14 protein-coding genes are annotated in these 19,503 nt (G+C 39.6%); 10 read left to right on the forward strand and 4 right to left on the reverse strand.

Annotation, left to right across the window (positions count from 1 at the left end; all coding sequences use genetic code 11):
• The first annotated feature begins 25 nt into the window (after positions 1–25).
• From EZ444_RS14150 to EZ444_RS14185, 8 genes are all read left to right on the forward strand, one after another.
• Complete coding sequence (locus EZ444_RS14150) at positions 26–3,202, forward strand: SusC/RagA family TonB-linked outer membrane protein (protein WP_131609831.1); 3,177 nt, start codon at positions 26–28, stop codon at positions 3,200–3,202.
• Positions 3,203–3,220: 18 nt separating this feature from the next.
• A complete protein-coding gene (locus EZ444_RS14155; protein WP_131609832.1) occupies positions 3,221–5,224 on the forward strand; it encodes a RagB/SusD family nutrient uptake outer membrane protein in 2,004 nt (667 codons plus the stop codon).
• A 55-nt stretch (positions 5,225–5,279) separates the two neighbouring features.
• Entirely contained in the window at positions 5,280–6,263 is a 984-nt protein-coding gene (locus EZ444_RS14160) for a DUF5017 domain-containing protein (protein ID WP_205945269.1), read from the forward strand.
• Between the two features lie 20 nt (positions 6,264–6,283).
• Complete coding sequence (locus tag EZ444_RS14165; protein ID WP_131609834.1) at positions 6,284–7,675, forward strand: alpha-L-fucosidase; 1,392 nt, start codon at positions 6,284–6,286, stop codon at positions 7,673–7,675.
• Positions 7,675–9,951 carry a glycosyl hydrolase family 95 catalytic domain-containing protein gene (locus EZ444_RS14170; protein ID WP_131609835.1) on the forward strand — a complete coding sequence of 759 codons (2,277 nt, stop codon included), beginning with the start codon at positions 7,675–7,677 and terminating at the stop codon, positions 9,949–9,951. Before EZ444_RS14165 ends, EZ444_RS14170 begins: the two co-directional genes overlap by 1 nt.
• Positions 9,952–9,983: 32 nt before the next feature.
• The gene (locus EZ444_RS14175) at positions 9,984–11,249 is read left to right on the forward strand and encodes a glycoside hydrolase family 88 protein (protein WP_131609836.1); all 1,266 of its coding nucleotides are present in this window, start codon (positions 9,984–9,986) and stop codon (positions 11,247–11,249) included.
• 206 nt (positions 11,250–11,455) lie between these two features.
• Positions 11,456–12,142 (forward strand): Dph6-related ATP pyrophosphatase, encoded by a 687-nt coding sequence (locus EZ444_RS14180; protein ID WP_131609837.1) that lies wholly within the window; start codon positions 11,456–11,458, stop codon positions 12,140–12,142.
• Positions 12,143–12,240: 98 nt separating this feature from the next.
• Entirely contained in the window at positions 12,241–14,652 is a 2,412-nt protein-coding gene (locus EZ444_RS14185; RefSeq protein ID WP_225874737.1) for a glycoside hydrolase family 3 N-terminal domain-containing protein, read from the forward strand.
• Positions 14,653–14,783: 131 nt separating this feature from the next.
• On the opposite strand, the gene EZ444_RS14190 is transcribed toward EZ444_RS14185, so the two are convergent.
• Genes EZ444_RS14190 through EZ444_RS14200 form a run of 3 tightly spaced genes read right to left on the reverse strand, consistent with a single transcriptional unit; the run spans position 14,784 to position 17,364 of the window.
• Entirely contained in the window at positions 14,784–15,770 is a 987-nt protein-coding gene (locus EZ444_RS14190; RefSeq protein WP_131609838.1) for an MlaD family protein, read from the reverse strand.
• A gap of 5 nt (positions 15,771–15,775) precedes the next feature.
• Entirely contained in the window at positions 15,776–16,546 is a 771-nt protein-coding gene (locus EZ444_RS14195; RefSeq protein ID WP_131609839.1) for an ABC transporter ATP-binding protein, read from the reverse strand.
• An 8-nt stretch (positions 16,547–16,554) separates the two neighbouring features.
• The gene (locus EZ444_RS14200) at positions 16,555–17,364 is read right to left on the reverse strand and encodes an MlaE family ABC transporter permease (RefSeq protein WP_131609840.1); all 810 of its coding nucleotides are present in this window, start codon (positions 17,362–17,364) and stop codon (positions 16,555–16,557) included.
• 313 nt (positions 17,365–17,677) lie between these two features.
• Between EZ444_RS14200 and EZ444_RS14205 the strand changes: the two genes are divergently transcribed.
• Positions 17,678–18,043 carry a hypothetical protein gene (locus EZ444_RS14205; RefSeq protein ID WP_131609841.1) on the forward strand — a complete coding sequence of 122 codons (366 nt, stop codon included), beginning with the start codon at positions 17,678–17,680 and terminating at the stop codon, positions 18,041–18,043.
• A gap of 103 nt (positions 18,044–18,146) precedes the next feature.
• On the forward strand, positions 18,147–18,674 hold the full coding sequence (locus tag EZ444_RS14210; RefSeq protein ID WP_131609842.1) for a ferritin: 528 nt from the start codon (positions 18,147–18,149) through the stop codon (positions 18,672–18,674).
• 245 nt (positions 18,675–18,919) lie between these two features.
• Here the strand turns inward: EZ444_RS14210 and EZ444_RS14215 are convergent, their stop codons facing one another.
• A complete protein-coding gene (locus tag EZ444_RS14215) occupies positions 18,920–19,501 on the reverse strand; it encodes a thymidine kinase (RefSeq protein WP_131609843.1) in 582 nt (193 codons plus the stop codon).
• Positions 19,502–19,503 lie beyond the last annotated feature (2 nt).

Below are 19,503 nucleotides of genomic sequence, written 5' to 3' on the forward strand. Positions count from 1 at the left end.
ATACCAAATTTAAACTTATTGATGTATGAGAAAAATTTACATGATTTTTATGTGCCTGTTTTTTGCCATTACAGCATTTGCCCAACAGACAAGGAAGGTAGATGGTAAGGTAACAGAACAAGGAAGCGGAACTCCGTTGATTGGCGTAAGTGTGCAGGTTAAAGGGACCAAGGTTGGCGCAACAACAGGCAGCGATGGGAAGTTCTCCATTATGATTCCTAAGGAAGGAAATGCCATACTAGTTTTTACTTATATCGGTTATTTACAGAAAGAAATTATTGTTGGTGATAGGTCATCTGTTAACGTGATTCTGGCCGAGGACAATAAAACGCTGAATGACGTAGTAGTGATTGGATACGGTACATCTAAGAAAGCCGATTTAGTGAGTTCGGTAGCTCAGGTGAACATGAAGGATATGCTAAATGCTCCGGTTCGTTCATTTGACGAGGCGCTAGCAGGAAGAGTTGCCGGTGTACAGGTTACGTCCTCAGATGGTCAACCTGGATCGCAAGTAAGTATTGTAGTAAGGGGGGCCAATTCTATTACTCAGGATAATTCACCGTTGTATGTTATAGATGGATTTCCAGTTGAAGGGGCTAATAATAATGTGATCAATCCACAGGATATAGAATCTATTGATGTATTAAAGGACGCTGCAGCAACTGCTATATATGGAGCTCGTGGTGCTAATGGGGTAATTATGATCACCACAAAAAAGGGTAAAATAGGTGATCCAGTGATTACGCTTAGTACAACTCAGAGTTATACAACTAATAACAAAAGAATGGATCTGATGAGTAGCTACGATTATGTAAAATCTCAGTTAGAACGTGATCCAGCCATTGGAACTCCGGCAAATCCTACACCAACTTATTATTTGTTAACCAGACCAGGTAAAACACTCGAAGATTACAGAAATGAATCGGCTACAGATTGGCAGTCGCCATTTTTTCAAACCGGAAGTTTACAGGATTATAACCTGGCTGTAAGAGGCGGTACTAAACAAACATTGTATTCAATTTCAGGTTCTGCAAATCAACAGGATGGTACCATTATTAATACGAGTTACAAACGTTACCAGGGAAGAATTACACTTGATCAAACTATAGGCAAATACCTTAAGCTTGGTGTTAATGCCAATTACTCCTTTCTTAAACAATCGGGTAATAGTGTAGGGGCATCTACGAATAGCGGTACAACTAATATTTTATATAGTGTATGGGGTTCTAGTCCTACTTCGCCGCTTTCGGAAACAGTGCCTGTAGATGAAACCACTAATAGTACTAATGATTATAAATATAATCCACTCATCAATCAGAAGAATTTAATCAGGGATAACATAACGAGGAACATTAGCGCGAATACTTATGCTGAGGTTACATTTTCTCCTACTTTGAAATTTCGTGCAACGGGTGTTTTAACTGATAATACGGCAATTGCCGAATCATTTAATAACTCTTTATCTTACTATGGTAATCCCAGAACGAATCCTGGAATGACCAATGGAGTAAACGGTAGCATACTGACCACTAAGGCGTTTAACTGGGCAAATGAGAATACATTGACCTGGAATAAAACCTATAATAAAATACATAATCTGAATGTTTTAGCTGGTTTTACCCAACAGGGAAATACATCCAGTGCTAATGGTTTTGGCGCTAATTTTTTGCCGAATGAATCTTTGGGCTTAAGTGGATTGGATGAAGGGATATTAAATCCTGCTAGTACCAGAGCCCTGAGTTCTTTGTGGACGGCAGCATCATTTTTGGGACGTGTAAAATATAATTATAAGTCTAAATATTACGCAGAAGTCTCTTATCGTGCAGATGGATCATCTAAGTTTAGTGAGGAGAATCACTGGTCTTATTTTCCAGCAGCATCATTTGCATGGAGATTTAAACAGGAGGACTGGGCACAAAAGATTTCTGTCATTTCTGATGGCAAGTTGAGATTAAGTTATGGTCAAACCGGAAACAACCGGGTAGGCGATTTTTCTTACCTGTCTACCTCAGCATTGCCGGTAACATTATCTTATTCGTTTAATGATGTTTATGTCTCATCTGTTATACCAGGTTACAATATTAACGATACCAGGTATTACTTTATCGGTAATAAGGATCTGAAATGGGAAACAACCGACCAATATAATGCTGGTTTAGACATCTCATTTTTTAAGAACCGTATAAATCTTACCATTGATGCTTATCGGAAAATTACAAAAGATCTTTTGTTAGCGGCTGATATTCCAACATCTTCGGGTTACAATAGAGCATTTAAAAATATAGGAAAAGTACAAAATCAAGGACTGGAGTTTGCGTTTAACACCGTTAATATTGATAAAAAAGATTTTAAATGGACAAGTAGTTTTAATATCTCATTTAACGGGAATAAAGTTTTGGCGCTTGCAGAAAATCAGGAGGCCATCACTACTGCTGTAAGATGGGATAATGGTTATCAGAACACTCCAGCTTATATAGCGAAAATAGGAAGACCGTTGGGAGATATGTATGGTTTTATATGGGATGGTAACTACCAATACAGTGACTTTACTGTTACCAGTGGGGGAGCTTATCTTTTGAAAGATAATGTTCCTACAAACGGAAATACGCGTGCACTGATACAACCAGGCGATATCAAGTATAAAGATCTGAACAATGATGGTATTGTAAATGCTTCAGATTACACAATAATAGGAAATGGCCTGCCTGTACATATTGGCGGTTTTGGGAATAACTTTACCTATAAAAACTTTGACTTGAATGTGTTCTTACAGTGGTCTTACGGTAATGATATACAAAACACAAACAGGCTGGTGTTTGAAGGAAATGGGTTAAATAAAACCTACTTGCAACAGTTTGCCAGTTATAGTGACAGGTGGACACCTGATACTCAGAATGCATCCAATTACCGGGTAAATGGATTTTTTGGTGGAGGTTATTCTTCTCGCACCGTAGAGGATGGTTCCTATCTAAGGATAAAAACAGTGTCCTTTGGGTATAATATACCAGCTAATTTGTTGAAAAAAGCTAAGGTTCAGTCTTTGAGAGTTTATGTGTCAGGTCAGAACTTATACACCTTCACAAAATATACTGGTCTTGATCCAGAAGTAAATAGTTATGCTTCGGCATTAACCGCAGGATTTGATTATAGTGCTTATCCTCGTGGCAGGACAATTGCTTTCGGCGCTAACCTGAGTTTTTAATTTTAAAAAAAGAAGTTTATGAAACACATATTCATAATAGCAATATTGATCAGTCTGGGATTTAGCTCGTGTAAAAAGTTTTTAAATACGGAACCAACTGATTCATTAACAGAGAAGGAATATTACAATACGGAAGCTAAATTGATAAGTGCACTTGCGGGTGTATACCAACCTTTAGGGACCGCTGGAATATATGGTGACAATATGTTCGACCAATTAGGCGCGGCAACAGACGAGGGATTTTATGCTAGGAGTGGACAGTCGACCGGTGTTATGGTTTATAATTTCGATTACACAAATGCGGAATTGAATAGTTTCTGGTCTCAGCTCTATCAAGGTATTGAAAGAGCAAATATTCTCATCAAAAACATCAATGTAGCTTCAATAGATGAAACAAAACGTAATGCAATATTAGGTGAAGCTTATTTTATGCGCGGGTATTATCACTTCTTGTTGGTGAGTAATTTTGGAGACGTGCCATTAAAAACAGAACCTACGCCGTCAGTTACTGACGTATTTGTAACCAGGACACCTGTAAAGCAAGTGTATGCACAAATACTTGCAGATATGGAGTTAGCTGAAGGTAAGGTATTCAGTTCTGATCAGCTTGGGTTTAGTGGAAGAGTATCAAAAACAGTCGTTGAGGGCATTTTAGCCAGAGTTTGTTTAACAATGGCTGGTTTTCCTTTACAAGATCAAAGTAAATATGCTGCAGCACTGAAATGGGCTACACTGGTAAAAGAATCAGGATCACATAGTTTGAACTCCAGTTACAGCCAGGTATTTATTAATGCACATCAAGACCGTTACGATGTGAAAGAGAGTATGTGGGAGGTTGAAAATAAGGGGAATGGATCTGATGGCTATGGTAATGCAAATCGTTTGGGAAATACAAATGGTATTGTGGCTACAGCTGACAATATTGTAGCTACAATAGGCTACAGCTATGGATTTATTAATACTACAGCTAAGTTATATAATTATTATTCTGCTGGTGATTTAAGAAGAGATTGGGCCATTGGTGCTTATACCTATGGATTCAATACAGCCACAAATACGGTTTATAAGAACTATTTCACAGCGACAAATCTGTATGGTCGTAATGCCGGCAAATGGAGAAGGGAATATGAAACTACTGCGGTTAAAGGAAAAAATATTACACCTATAAATTTCCCTATTTTAAGGTATTCTGACGTGTTGCTCATGTTAGCAGAAGCAGAATTCCATGTTAATGGTGCTACTCCGATTGCTTATGATGCGTTAAACCAGGTTAGAAGACGCGGTTTTGGTTTGAATCCTCAAACGCCCGTTACCTCGATATCTGTAGTAAGTGGTTTAACCTTAGCTACTGCCGGTAATACTGGTTATCTTACAGCGGGTGTTAATAATATCCCAGTGACCATTACTGGTGGTGGTGGTGTAGATGCAGCAGGGGAGGCATTGGTTGTTTATTCAGCTACTGCTGCGACAGCGAAGGTGACTGCATTAGCTTTAACTAAACCTGGAAAAGGTTATACAAGTGCCCCAACAGTTACCATTGGTTCGGCCTGGACGGCTAATACTGCGTACATGGTAGGAACACAAGTATTTAATGGCAATAATTTGTACACAATTACAACAGCAGGTACTTCAACAACTACCGGACCTACACAAGCAAGTGGAGCTTCATCTGCAGCTGTAACAGGGGCGGTCTTTACTTATGCAGGAGCAAGAGCAACGGCTACAGCCACAATTGCAACTTCTGTGGTAGATCTGGCTGGACTTACAGACTTTCAACAGGCAATAGAAGATGAGCGCGCAAGGGAGCTTTGTTACGAGACTTTGAGAAGACCGGATTTGATTCGTTGGGGGAAATGGGTGAAAACAATGAATGATTTAGGTTTAGATATGAAAGCTAATGCTGGTGGAAATTCTTATGGTGGATTAGCAGGATCAAGTATCACTGATCGAAATGTGCTATTTCCAATTCCTTCATCGGAAATATCTGTAAATAAAAACATGACACAAAATCCGGGCTGGTAACTGGATAAGAACCATTAACCAATAAAAGAACTTATTTATGATTAATAGATATATAATGGTTACAGCAATAGCATTCACTTTTGCAAGCTGTAGTAAAGAAATAGAAGTAAAATCGCTTAATTTTGATGTTGCCGTATCTAAAACTAACGGTGCTGTTAGTAATACTTATACGACTTCAGATTCTTTGAATTTTGTTTTCAAGGGCAACCCTGACGTGATTACATTCTATTCGGGAGAAATTAATCGACAGTATATTAATAAAGATAGAACAGCTGCGGATGGGACTCCTATTTTGCAATTTACTTCTTTAAGAGCTACCGGAACACAGGCAAATTCTCTGGCATTAATGGTCTCTTCTGATTTTAAGGGGATCGCATCAAAACCTGGTTCAACAATTAGAGATACTGCTACTACAAATGCTAACATTGCAACTGCACAATGGTCAGATATTACTGCCCAGGCAGCTTTGTCCACCGGAGCAGCAACCGCATCAGGAGATATTAATCTTTCTTCTTTTGCGAACTCAGGTAAGCCAGTATACATCGCATTTAAGTATGTAGCTGCTGCAGGATCCATACAAAACAAATGGACCATTACCCTATTAACGCTTACAAATAAACTAGCGGATGGGTCCATTTATACGATAGGGAATTTGGGCGCGCCAAATACAGAGATTAAAAATTACGGTGTGATTACCTATAGTCCTGGCTGGTGGGTTTCTTATGATGAAGCAAAAAATGCTAATAAATATCCATGGGTATTTACTGCAGGTACCAGCTTAGTCATTACTGGTGCGGCAACTGTAGGAGCAGCAACAGCTCCAGCAGAAGCATGGGCAATCATGGGACCGATTAACCTAAAGAAAGTTAGTCCGGATGTTGGGGTAGGCCTTAAATCTATCTCCGCTAAATTCGAAAATTATCCATATAAATACTCATCGGTAACGCTGTCCGAACCAACTTTTGTAGCTTCAAATAATGTCGTTAATAGTTCTGCTACTGTAGTGAAACCACTGTCAATAAAAGTAACCAAGCCTTAATTTAAAATATAAACCTATAAATGAAGAAGGCACTAAAAGGTATTTTAATATCGATTTTCTTAGGCGGTTCCTTAACTGCTCAAGAGGTTAACACACCAGCTACAGCTATGCAGTGGTGGAAGGATGCTAAATTTGGCATGTTTGTACATTGGGGACTTTACTCTGTTACCGCTGGCCAATGGAAAGGAAAGCCATCAAAAGGGAATGAGCATTTTATGTTATATGAACGTATTCCTGTTAAGGAGTATGCTAAAATAGCTGATGATTTTAATCCTGTTAAATTTAATGCCGATGCCTGGGTTAAGGGCGCAAAAGAGGCTGGAATGAAGTACGTGGTGTTTACCAGTAAACATCATGATGGATATGCGATGTACGACTCTAAAGTTAGCGACTACAACATTGTAAAAACAACAAAATGGCATAGAGATCCCGTAAAGGAGCTTGCTGCGGCATGTAAAAAATACGGTTTGAAGCTAGGTTTATACTATTCACTAGGGCGTGATTGGGAGGATCCAGATGTCCCGACAAACTGGCCTGAGAAAGCTGGAAGAAGTAATACTTGGGATTTTCCGAATGAAGATGAAAAAGTGTTTGCTAAGTATTTTGAACGCAAAGTAAAGCCACAGATTAAAGAACTTTTAAGCAATTATGGCCCTATCAGTATCATTTGGTTTGATACGCCTGAACTGATTAGTAAACCTGAAAGTTTGGAGCTGGAACAGTTTATTCATAAGCTTCAACCAAATTGTATCATCAACAGCCGCATTGGGAATGGATTGGGTGATTACCTTGTTTCGGAGCAGCAAATATCAGCGACAAAAATGACTAAACCCTGGGAAGCTTGTATTACCATGAGCGGTAAGTGGAGTTATAATCGCTATGATAAAGCCTGGAAATCTCCAGAATTATTGATTCGCCAATTGGTAGAGATCGTCTGCAAAGGCGGAAACTTCCTGCTGAATGTAAATCCAGATGGTCAAGGTGCACTTCCTCAGCAAAGTGTGGATAACCTTAAAGAAATAGGAGCCTGGATGAAAGTCAATGAGGAGGCCATTTATGGGGTTCAACCTTGGGCCGTTACAAATGAAAGCCTTCCTGTTGACGCGAGTGTTGGCGCTAAAGCTGTGACAGGGATTGTGGATACAGACAATGACAATACAGTTAAAGGGATTACTCCGGATATTTATTTTGCTCAAAAGAATCGGGTAATTTATGTGTACGCAAGAAGCTGGAGTGCCGGAGATATGTTGATTAAGAGTATGGGAAGGACTAATTCTTCTGTTCAAACCGTATCGCTTTTGGGGTCAAAAGAAAAGGTAGAGTGGAAGCAGGATAGTCGTAGTTTATCTGTAAAACTTCCTGCAAAACTACCGACAGGCATTCCTGTATATGTATTTAAAGTAACCATTTAATGAAAAAGGCAATACTCCCTAGGATTCTATTGATACTTCTTTTTGCCATGCCTTGTTTGCAGGCTGCTAGTCAGTCTCGTTCTGAGCTCAATTGGCCTAAGTTTCTTTCGGGCTGCGATCTGGTATTTGACGATTTAAGTGCGAATTGGAACGAAGGTGTTTTTACAGGAAATGGATTGCTTGGCACAATGATCTATAGGGATACCGAAAACGGTTTGCGTATAGATATTGGACGCAGTGATGTGAGAGACCACCAGTCAGGAAATACCTCTCCGCTTTTAGCCAAGGCAAGGTTGCCCATTGGATACTTTCTGGTAAAACCTGTTGGAAAGATTACTAAGGTGAGTGCTAGACTGGATTTATGGAATGCAGAGATTAGAGGTGTTATTTATACCGATAAAGGAAGTATCGAGTTTAGAAATCTTACTTTTTCCGATTCCGATGTGATTTATTACAGTGCGGCCTATAAAGGTGAAGAGCGAGGTTTTACCTGGCAATGGGTACCAGAGGAATCGGTAAGTAGCAGGACTAAATATTCACATATTAAAGTCCCTGATAATTATAAAGGAAATCCGACAGGTCAGCTAGTTAAAAACGGAGAAACTCAGGTGTATGACCAATCATTGAATGCCGGAGGCGGCTATGCTACCGCATGGCAGCAGCAAAATACAGCATTGGGTACTGACTTTCTGATTACTGTTGCCTTTTCAAAGGAAGGCCAGCAATATGTAAATAAAGCAGTTCAAACGCTTAAAAACTTTAAGTCTGTACCAATCAGCAGCCATATTCAACAGCATCAGCAATGGTGGCATAGGTATTATCCTCAAAGCTTTCTGACTATTCCTGATTCAAGGATGCAGTCTTTTTATTGGATGCAGCAGTATAAATTAGCTTCGGGAACAAGAGCGGATAAGCCTGCTCTGGATTTAATGGGGCCGTGGTTTAAGCAAACTCCTTGGCCGGCATATTGGCTTAACTTAAATATACAGCTTACTTATAGTCCACTTTATACGGCCAACAGGTTAAACATCGCTACTTCTTTAATGCGTATTATTGATGAGCAGCAGGTTAACCTGATCAAGAATGTTCCTAAAGAATATCAACACGATGCCGCAGCTATAGCAAGGGCTTCAGGAGCAGATCTTGTAGCGCCGGTCAAATTGCTTGCCGGATCAACTGCCGATATTTCTAATGGTGAAGCTGAATTGAGTAACCTCACCTGGATTTTATATTATTATTGGCAGCATTATAGGTATAGCATGGATAAAACTGTGTTAAATAAGCTGTATCCATTATTAAAACGCAGTATCAACTACCCGCTTCACCTGTTGAAAAAGGAGAATGATGGTAAATGGCATTTTAGTGTTAAGACGCACTCTCCTGAATATCCGGTAGGAAAGGGGACCGACACAAACTATGATCTTGCACTGCTCAATTGGGGCTGTAAAACATTACTTCAGATTAATGATGAATTGAAATTGAATGACCCTCTGGCAGCTAAGTGGAAAGATGTATCAGATAATCTTGTCGCCTATCCACAGGATGAAAATGGATTTCGTATCGCTGCTGATGTGCCCTTTAGTCAATCACATCGCCATTATTCACATTTGTTGATGGTCTATCCGCTATATCTTGTGAACTGGGACCAGCCCGAAAACCAGAACTTAATTAAAAAGTCATTGGCACACTGGCATAGTTTTCCAACCGCTTTACAAGGATATTCATTCACAGGCGGGGCATCTATTTATGCCATGATGGGTAATGGAGATGCGGCCAGAGATTATCTGAACCAGCTTTTCGATAAGTTTGTAAAACCAAATACCATGTACCTCGAAAGTGGGCCGGTTATAGAAACCCCATTGGCTGCTGCGGCAAGTATTCAGGAGCTTTATCTTCAATATTGGAACAATACAGTAAGGGTATTTCCCGCTGTTCCTACAAACTGGGCAAATGCTTCGTTTGAGAATTTACGTACCGAGGGGGCTTTTTTGTTAACAGCGGTTCGTAAGTCTGGCACTACACGCTGGATTAAAATAGAAAGCTTAAACGGAGGAACACTCCACATTAAACCTGGGTTTACCAGCACTTCAAAGTTGAAAGCAAATCCTACTGTTAAAATCCTGGATATGGGTAATCAGGTTTATAGCTGTACCATTCCTAAAGGCGAAACTGCAGTTCTTTACCTCAATCCAGAAGATCTAAAGATCGGCGTGCAGGATGTGGTTACCTATAGCACAAATGACAACAGCTTCGGGAAATTGGCCAAGAAAAAGTAATTGAATATTAATATCTATTTAAAATAACACAAATGAAACTAAATCTCACGAAGAAAAGACGTAACCTGCTGCTGGTATCAGCATTAGCAGTTTCAGTGACCGCATCCTCATTCTTATTGCTATCGCCAAAAACTGAACTGATTAAAAAAGACTTTGCTGTTGCTGAAAACCAGTATAACCAATTGCTTAAAACTTCAACAGATTTGACCCAGTTTCCTCGTACAACGAACAAAGATGGGTCGGTGAGAAGTACAGATATTAAGGATTGGACACAAGGCTTTTTTGCGGGAGGCTTGTGGTATCTTTACGAGTATACTCAAAAACCAGAGTGGAAAGCTGCGGCTACCAAATGGACGGAAGCTTTAGAGCAAGCACAGTTTTTAACGGAACACCATGACGTGGGTTTTGTAATGTATTGTTCTTATGGTAATGCCATCAAATTTGAAAAAGACCCAAAGAAAATAGAATTGTATAATAAGATCCTGATCCAGTCGGCAGAGTCGGCATTGACGCGCTTTGATCCTAAAGTGGGTTTGATTAAATCATGGAATGCTAAAAAGTCATGGGACAATAAAACCATGTGGCAATATCCGGTAATCATCGATAATATGATGAACCTGGAAATGCTTTGCTATGTCTCTAAACTTACGGGTAATCCGAAGTATAAAGATGTGGCGATAAGCCATGCTTTAAATACGATGAAGAATCATTTTAGACCTGATTTTAGTACTTATCACGTGGTTGATTATGCGCCTGATGGTAAAGTGTTGCATCAGCAAACGAATCAAGGTTACGCAGATAATTCAACTTGGTCTAGGGGACAGGGATGGGCCATCTATGGTTTTACCATGATGTACAGAGAAACGAAAGACAAGCGCTTTTTAGAAGCTGCACAAAAGGCAGCAGATTTTTATATCAACCATCCGAATTTGCCAAAGGATAAAATTCCATTTTGGGACTTTAATGCGGAGCAAAAAGGTTACAAGCCAGATTTTGATTATGCTGCCAATAAAGTATCCTATATTCCTCGTGATGCTTCGGCAGGATCACTTACCGCATCAGGATTATTGGAGCTGAGCACCTTTGCTAAAGATGGTAAGAAATATTTTACTCAGGCAGAGCTGATGTTGAAGTCATTGTCGGGTGATAAGTATTTGGCGAAACCAGGTACAAATGCCGGGTTTATCTTAAAGCATTCTGTAGGAAGTCTTCCTCATAAATCTGAAATTGATGTGCCTTTAATCTACGCAGATTATTACTTTTTGGAGGCGTTGTTGAGATATCAAAAGCTAAAATAACCGTTCTCTTCAAGAGCTGCATTGCTTCGCTGAAGAAGCGAAGAACGCTAGGCTCTTTCTGAGAAGGTAATTTTAATCTCAAGCAGGGTAGCCAGGCATGTGTAAATGCTTGGCCACCTTTTTTTATGGTTTTCGTTCTTCTGAATTTATTTTAGGATCTCAGTATATTTCTAGCGCTTGCGTATCTTTAGCTGTTAGTTAAAGCAATGAAGAAACAAATTAGTGTGTTTAATTGGAGTGGTGGTAAGGATAGTACACTGGCCTTACATCATATCCTACAAGATGAAAGTTTTGATGTACGTTATCTGTTGACTACAGTTAATGACGCGTTTAATAGGGTGAGTATGCATGGTGTAAGGGAAAGCCTGTTGATTGCTCAAGCCAAAAGTATTGATATCCCGTTATATCAAATTCGTTTGCCTGAATCACCGGAGATGAAGGTTTATGAAGACCATATGCATAGACACTTAATGCAGCTTAAATCGGAGGGCATTACCCATTCTATTTTTGGAGATATATTTCTGGAAGATTTAAAGGCTTATAGGGAGGCCAAGTTGTCCGAAATAGGTTTGGGAGCTGTTTTTCCGCTTTGGAAAAGAGATACTACGGCTATTTTAAAAGAATTTATTGGCTTGGGCTATAAAACAATTGTGGTATGCGCTAAAGAAGGTCTGGAAGATTTCTGCGGAAGAGTGATTGATGAAACTTTTATTGCTGATCTGCCGACAGGTATAGACCCATGTGGTGAGAATGGCGAGTTCCATACTTTTGTCTTTGATGGCCCTATATTTAAGCAGCCTATAGATTTTACTATAGGTGAAAAGGTTTTTAGAACCTATCCATCTCCTGTTGGGGATGCGCTTGCCGGGTATTGGTATATTGATCTGATTTAATGATAACGGCATGTAAAAATAACTGATTCATTGGCCAATTTACGCTTGGCTTAAAAAGGTAATTTGGTAGCATCATATTTGCCGTAATTTTTTAACACATGATGAAATACAAGTCGCTTGCAGTTATTGCATTGACCCTTTTAGCAGATTCCGCTATTGCACAGCATAAGAATATCTACCATAAAGGCTGGGTAGATTTTAATAAAAATGGGAAGATGGATGTTTTTGAAGATTCTTCAAAACCTATTGATGCCCGGGTAAAGGATTTGTTGAGCCAGATGAATCTGGAGGAGAAAACTTGTCAGACTGCCACATTATATGGCTATGGCAGGGTACTGAAAGACGAAATGCCAACCCCAGAATGGAAAACGAAAATCTGGAAGGATGGTATTGCAAATATAGATGAAGAGTTAAACAGTCTCCCATATAATAAAAAAGCGGTAACCGAATATTCTTTCCCTTCCAGTAAACATGCGAATGCGATCAATACGGTGCAAAAATGGTTTGTTGAGGAAACACGTTTGGGCATCCCTGTAGATTTTAGTAATGAAGGAATTCATGGTTTGTGCCACGACCGTGCTACTCCTTTTCCTGCTCCTGTAAATATTGGCAGTACATGGAATAAAAAGCTGGTGTACCAAGCCGGAAGCATTGTAGGGCGTGAAGCCAGGGCTTTAGGCTATACCAATGTGTATGCGCCAATACTTGATGTGGCCAGAGATCCGCGTTGGGGCAGGGTAGTAGAATGCTATTCAGAAGATCCATTCCTGATTGCCGAAATGGGCAAGCAAATGACCTTGGGTATTCAAGATCAAGGAGCGGCAGCTACTTTAAAACATTATGCGGTATACAGTGTGCCTAAAGGCGGACGAGATGGGCAGGCACGTACCGATCCACATGTCGCCCCAAGAGAAATGCACGAAATGTTTCTTTACCCTTTTAGAAGAGTAATTCAGGAAGCTAAGCCAATGGGGATTATGAGCAGCTACAATGATTGGAATGGAGAACCGGTAACCGGTAGCTATTACTTCCTGACAGAACTATTGCGTAAACAATTTGGCTTTGATGGCTATGTGGTTTCGGATAGCGAGGCTGTAGAATTTCTTTCGGGTAAGCATCATGTTGCTGGAGACTATAAAGAGGCTGTACGACAGTCGATACAGGCCGGATTGAACGTGCGTACGCACTTCACTATGCCGGAAAACTTTATACTTCCATTAAGAGAGTTGGTAAAGGAAGGTTCTATCTCGATGAAAACACTGGATGAACGCGTTGGTGATGTGTTAAGGGTGAAATTTAGATTGGGTCTGTTTGATGATCCGTATGTAAAAGATCCGGCTACAACAGATAAAAAGGTTCACACCAAAGCTGATGAGGAATTAGCTGTTCAATTGAACCGAGAATCAATGGTTTTATTAAAAAATGAAAAGAACCTTCTCCCGCTAGACATCAATAAATACAAAAATATACTGGTTACAGGTCCATTGGCAACGGAAATAGATTACACGACAAGTAGATACGGACCTTCTAATAATCCCATAATCTCTATTTTGGATGGGATTAAAGCCTTTGTAGGTAATAACGCAAAAGTAAATTACAGTAAAGGCTGTGAGGTGATTGATGCCAAATGGCCTGAAAGTGAAATTATCCCTACAGAATTAACTACCGAAGAGCAAGCACAAATCGATAAAGCGGTTGCAGATGCAAAAGTATCAGACATCGTAATTGCAGTTGTGGGTGAAACAGATAATCAGGTTGGTGAAAGTAAATCAAGAACAGGTCTAAACTTACCCGGCCGTCAACTGCTATTATTACAGGCCCTATACGCTACGGGAAAACCTATTGTGATGGTGATGGTAAACGGTCGTCCACTAACCATCAACTGGGAGAACCGCTATTTACCAGCGATCCTTCAAGCTGGATTCCCGGGACCTTCGGCTGGGAAAGTGGTTGCAGAAACCCTATTTGGCGAAAACAATCCTGGCGGTAAGTTAACCATGACCTATCCAAAATCCATTGGTCAGATCGAATTAAACTTCCCTTTCAAACCGGGTTCTCAAGCTGGTCAGGGTAAAAATGATGACCCCAACGGTAATGGTAAAACACGTGTATTAGGGGCCTTATATCCCTTTGGATACGGATTAAGTTACACCACTTTTGAATTCAGCAATCTACAAATCAGCAAAACAGAAATCCACCAACAAGCAGACATCCAAATCAGTGTCCATGTAAAAAATACCGGAACCCGAAAAGGTGATGAAGTAGTACAGTTATATCTTAAAGATCTGGTAAGTAGTGTAACAACCTATGAATCTGTTCTGCGAGGTTTCGATAGAGTAAGTCTTGCTCCTGGTGAGACTAAAACCCTAAAATTTGTACTACACCCTGATGATCTGGCCCTGCTCGATAAAAACATGAACTGGACAGTTGAACCCGGTAAATTCCAAGTCATGATCGGCAACTCGTCAGAAGATATCAAATTGAAAAAGGAGTTTACAGTAATCAACTAAAAACCCTGCTTAGGCACGATCCTAAACCGCTCCAGTTAGCCACCATGCTGTCAGACAAAAATTACCTTCTCAGAAAGAGCCTCAGCGTTCTTCGCTTCTTCAGCGATTAATGCAGCTCTTGAAGAGAACGGTTATTTTTGAGTTGCCGCAGCCGCTTCAGCCTTCGCCTTCTTCTTAAAGAAGCCTCTCAGCAAGAAATTATGTTGAAGTGCTTCCAGATTTTCATCCAGCTTCTTGCTACTTGTTTCCATATTCTGCATAATCACTTTAACCTGGTCGGCAGTGTTTTGATCGTTGATCAACAAACCCACAGCATTATCTGTTTTATTAAATTTAGACGTTGCTTTGTTTAAGTTTTCTGTCATTGCCGAAGCCGATTGAGCGGTTTTCTGTAACTCAGTCACTGCTTGTTGAAGTCTGGCAAACACAGCCGTATCTGTCATTAACTTATCTGCTAAGCCACCCTTTGTATTCAAAGTTTTGCTAAACGTGTTCATTTGTTCAGCCATTCTGTTTGTCGACTCGGTAGTGGTTTTAAGGTTCTCTACAATTGCTTTAAAGTTCTTAGCAATTTGCTCATCAGTAAGTAAAGCCCCTACAGCACCTTTTCCTTCAACAAGACCGCTGGCCAATACCTTAAAATCTGAAGTTACATCTACCAGGTTTTTGTTGTTCACCTGAAAAGTTTTCATGATGTCGTCCGTAGATAGCGTACTCGCTACCTGTAACTGGTCACCATCTTCAACAAAAGGGAATTTCGGACTACCACCGGTAATGACAATAATTTTATTCCCAATCAATCCATCAGAACTGATACTTGCCGATGCATTTTTATGGATGTATTTGTGGGAGTCCTCCTCGATGCTCATAGACACCTGAACCTGTGAGGTGCCATAAAACTGGATTTTTTTGATCGTACCGATTTTAACCCCTGAAAACCAAACATTGCCTCCGGCTTTTAAACCTTGTATATCATTAAAAACAGCGTTTACAGTAAAGCTCTTTACAAATGCTTTTCTTTGGCTTCCTAAAGTGAATACCCCTAAAACGAATATGACTAAGCCGAGGAGTATAAATACACCTACTGTTATCTGTTTACGGTTGTCTGTTGCTTGCATATTTTTTACTGAATAAAATTATAATCGTAAAAAGGTTTAACCCTTTCATCGTTTGTGTTAAATACTTCTTCAAATGTTCCAATATGTTGGAATTGCCCGTCTAAAAGCATGGCTACTCTGTTGCCAACAGCTTTAGCACAGGTAAGATCATGCGTAATTACAATGGAGCTGGTATGGAATCTTTCTTGAACTTGATTGATCAGGCTGTTAATTTCCAGACAGGTAATAGGATCAAGACCTGCGGTTGGTTCATCATAAAGCATGATTTCTGGACGGAGGATCAATGTTCTTGCAATACCAATACGCTTTCTTTGTCCACCTGATAATTCAGAAGGCATTTGGTTGATGGTTTGTAGCAGACCCACGGCATCTAGCATTTCCTCCACAGCGAGGTTAACCTCTGCTTTGGTTAGGTTCCTTTGATTCCTTACCAATGGGAATTCAAGGTTTTGCCTTACCGTCATACTATCATACAATGCACTATTTTGAAAAGAGAAGCCTACTTTTAGTCTTAACGCTAGCAATTCTTTATAGGTAATCTGATCAACGTACTGATTCAATACTTTTACCTCGCCAACGTCGGGCGTAAGTAAGCCTACCAGGATTTTGATGAGTACTGATTTACCTGTACCAGATTTTCCCAAAACAACAAGGTTTTCGCCTTTGTAAAGGTCAAGATCAACTCCTTTAAGTACATGATAGTTGCCAAAGGATTTATATAATCCTTTGATCTCTATTACTTTTTCAGTGTTTTTAAGTGTCGGTTTTTGTTCCATCGTTAAAATTAGGTTCTAAACAGACTAAAAAATTGGACTGAAACTACCTCTTCAATAAAAATGAGGAACATGGCAATTACTACAGCAGAATTTGCTGCCTTACCCACACCTTCGGTTCCTTTTGATGAATTATACCCTTGGTAACAGCCAACCATTCCTATGGTAAAACCAAAAAGAATAGCTTTAATTGTTGAGGCAGTAAAATCAAGAAAGGTGATCTGCTCTAGTGAAGATTGAAAAAAGGCACGTGCACTTGTGTTTTCACTCATGGATACATTCAGTAATGCACCCAGCATCCCAACCATCGCTGTATAAAATGTAAGGATAGGGATGGTAATGGTGGCTGCCAGCACACGGGTAGATACTAAGAATTTGAATGGGTTGGTTGCCGAAACTTCCATCGCATCAATTTGTTCCGTAACCCGCATCGAACCCAATTCGGCACCTATGCTAGAACCTACTTTTCCGGCCGCAATAAGACCAGTAAGCAAAGGAGCAAGGGTTCTTAATAAGGCAATTCCCACTAGAGAAGGTAGCCATGAAGTTGCACCAAACTCTGATAAAGAGGGGCGCGACTGTTTGGTGAATACCACTCCAGTAATAAATCCTGTGGTAGAGATCAGCAGGGCCGAACGGTAACCAATTTCATAACACTGGCGAAATAGTTCTTTTAGCTCGTAGGGAGGCAGAAAGCCTTCTTTAAAGAAGCGAGCTATGAACTTGTAAACATCATATAAAGTTAAAAACATACGTGCTAATTTGCCCGGGCCTTTAACTTCTTCGTTAGGTATGGATGGATTTTCAGCTTTGTTCTCCATGAATAAGGCTTAATATCATAATTGTCTTAGTAGCGGTGCTTAAATGCAAAGGAAGATGTCTCATCTATAACGATGCTATCAAACCCTGAGCCATAATTTTGTAAAGTTACTCCTTGCATTATAAATACAATGTAATATTATGATTGCTAAGCTGCTTTTTTTTTATTTAGAACGATTATAAGTCAGGTGACCTGCAAATTCGGATGGATTGGCAGTAAATATGCGCATCGAAAAATAAAATTATAAAAATACTTCCTGTTGATTTGGAATAAATCTAAATAATAATCACCTTTGTATTAATCAATAGGTATTAATGCAAAATTTAACCATCCAGTCTTCAGTCGATTTTGTCGAGGTGTTTAGCACTAAGGCAGGTGCAATCTATCAATCTGATCTTGAAAATTGCTGGTACGTCGATTTTGCAGGAAAGCTAGCCCGCTTTGACTACCGTAATATTCTGAAGTTAAAAAAGGCTGTCTATCATATTGATATTGAGGATTTGTTGCTCAATAATACCAAATCTCCTGATGTAGAGATTCTCTTCATTTGCGCCTGCGATCATTGCTACGTTTTATCTTTAATAGAGATCATTGCTTTAAAGGAGTTGTTACAAGGGACATTTGTGATGCTGGAACTAAATCACATCATCTACGATCGTCTGCATCGTATAATTAGCTGATTAGGCTAGAATTAGATTCTTTCCATATTATTCTTATTTTGAGTATTGTGAATACTTAGCCGTATTTTTGTATTAGAAAATTGGAACTTAATACATACAATATATGAAAGACATTATGCGTGTTAAGTGTTTACTCTCATCAGATGTAGAGACACTTATAAACCAACAAATAAAAAAAGAAGCACATTCATCGGCAATTTATTTATCTATGGCTTCATGGTGTAATAGGAACGGTTACGATGGTTCTGCTGATTATTTCTTTGCACAAGCAGAAGAAGAAAGATTACATCAATTGAAATTCTTCAAATATGTTTTAGATATGGGTGGTAATGCAGTTTCTCCTGAAATCACTCAGGTTAAAGCTGAATACAACTCATTCCGTGAGGTTTTTGAAGAGGCTTTGGAGCAAGAAATCAGCGTAACACAATCTATCAAAAATATTGCTGCCCGTTGCCACAAAGAGCAGGACTTTGTAACGCTTGAATTCTTAAACTGGTTCTTTAAAGAACAAAGAGAAGAAGAGTACAAAGCTAGAAGAGCTGTTGAATTGTTTGATGTAATTGGTGAAGAAGGAACTGGCAGATGGCAGATCGACAAACATGTTGGTCAAATCACCTACAGCGAAGCTTAAGACACCTGTATTTCCGGTTTTCCGGGAAAAACTATATGAGGTACATACTATGCGAAAAGCAAAACAGTATGTACCTTTTTTTGTTTATTGATTATCCTATCAGGCCATGTCAAAGAAAAAAGATAAAAAGAAAGATAAAAAGAAGGATAAGAAAAAAAAGGTGTGCTGTGAAAAGTACCTCACGGGAAAACGATGCAAAAATTGTCCTAATGGTTGATCACATAAACCGTATTGCCAATAATAAGCTATTCTATGTCTCCAAGATGGTAACAATGCCTGCATCTTGGCTCGTAACTATCCTTTTCGCCTAAGAGCACCCTATTGGCGTTGGCAACAGTTCTGTATGAATAAACCGCAGGACTGCCACATCGCATACATACTGCATTTACTTTAGTGACCAGCTCGGCAATAGCCATGAGGGCAGGAACAGGGCCAAAAGGCTTGCCCATATAATCCATATCCAGGCCGGCGATGATTACTCTTATCCCTTTTTTTGCAAGCTGGTTACAAACTTCCGGTAAGTTGTCATCAAAAAACTGAGCTTCGTCAATACCCACAACTTGAGTGTCAGGTTTTAAGAGTAAGATTGCTGTTGAGGTTTCTACAGGTGTAGACTCCACCGAGTTCAGGTCGTGCGAAACAACAGCAGTCTCATCATAGCGGGTATCTGTTTTGGGTTTGAAGATTTCGACGTTTAATTTCGCGATCTGTGCCCTCCTTAATCTTCTCAATAATTCTTCGGTTTTTCCCGAAAACATAGAGCCGCAAATTACCTCAATACTGCCGCAGTACTCTCCTCGTCTGTAATTTTGTTCGCTGAATAACATTG

This window comes from Pedobacter hiemivivus, from assembly GCF_004331685.1.
Taxonomy (GTDB): domain Bacteria; phylum Bacteroidota; class Bacteroidia; order Sphingobacteriales; family Sphingobacteriaceae; genus Pedobacter; species Pedobacter hiemivivus.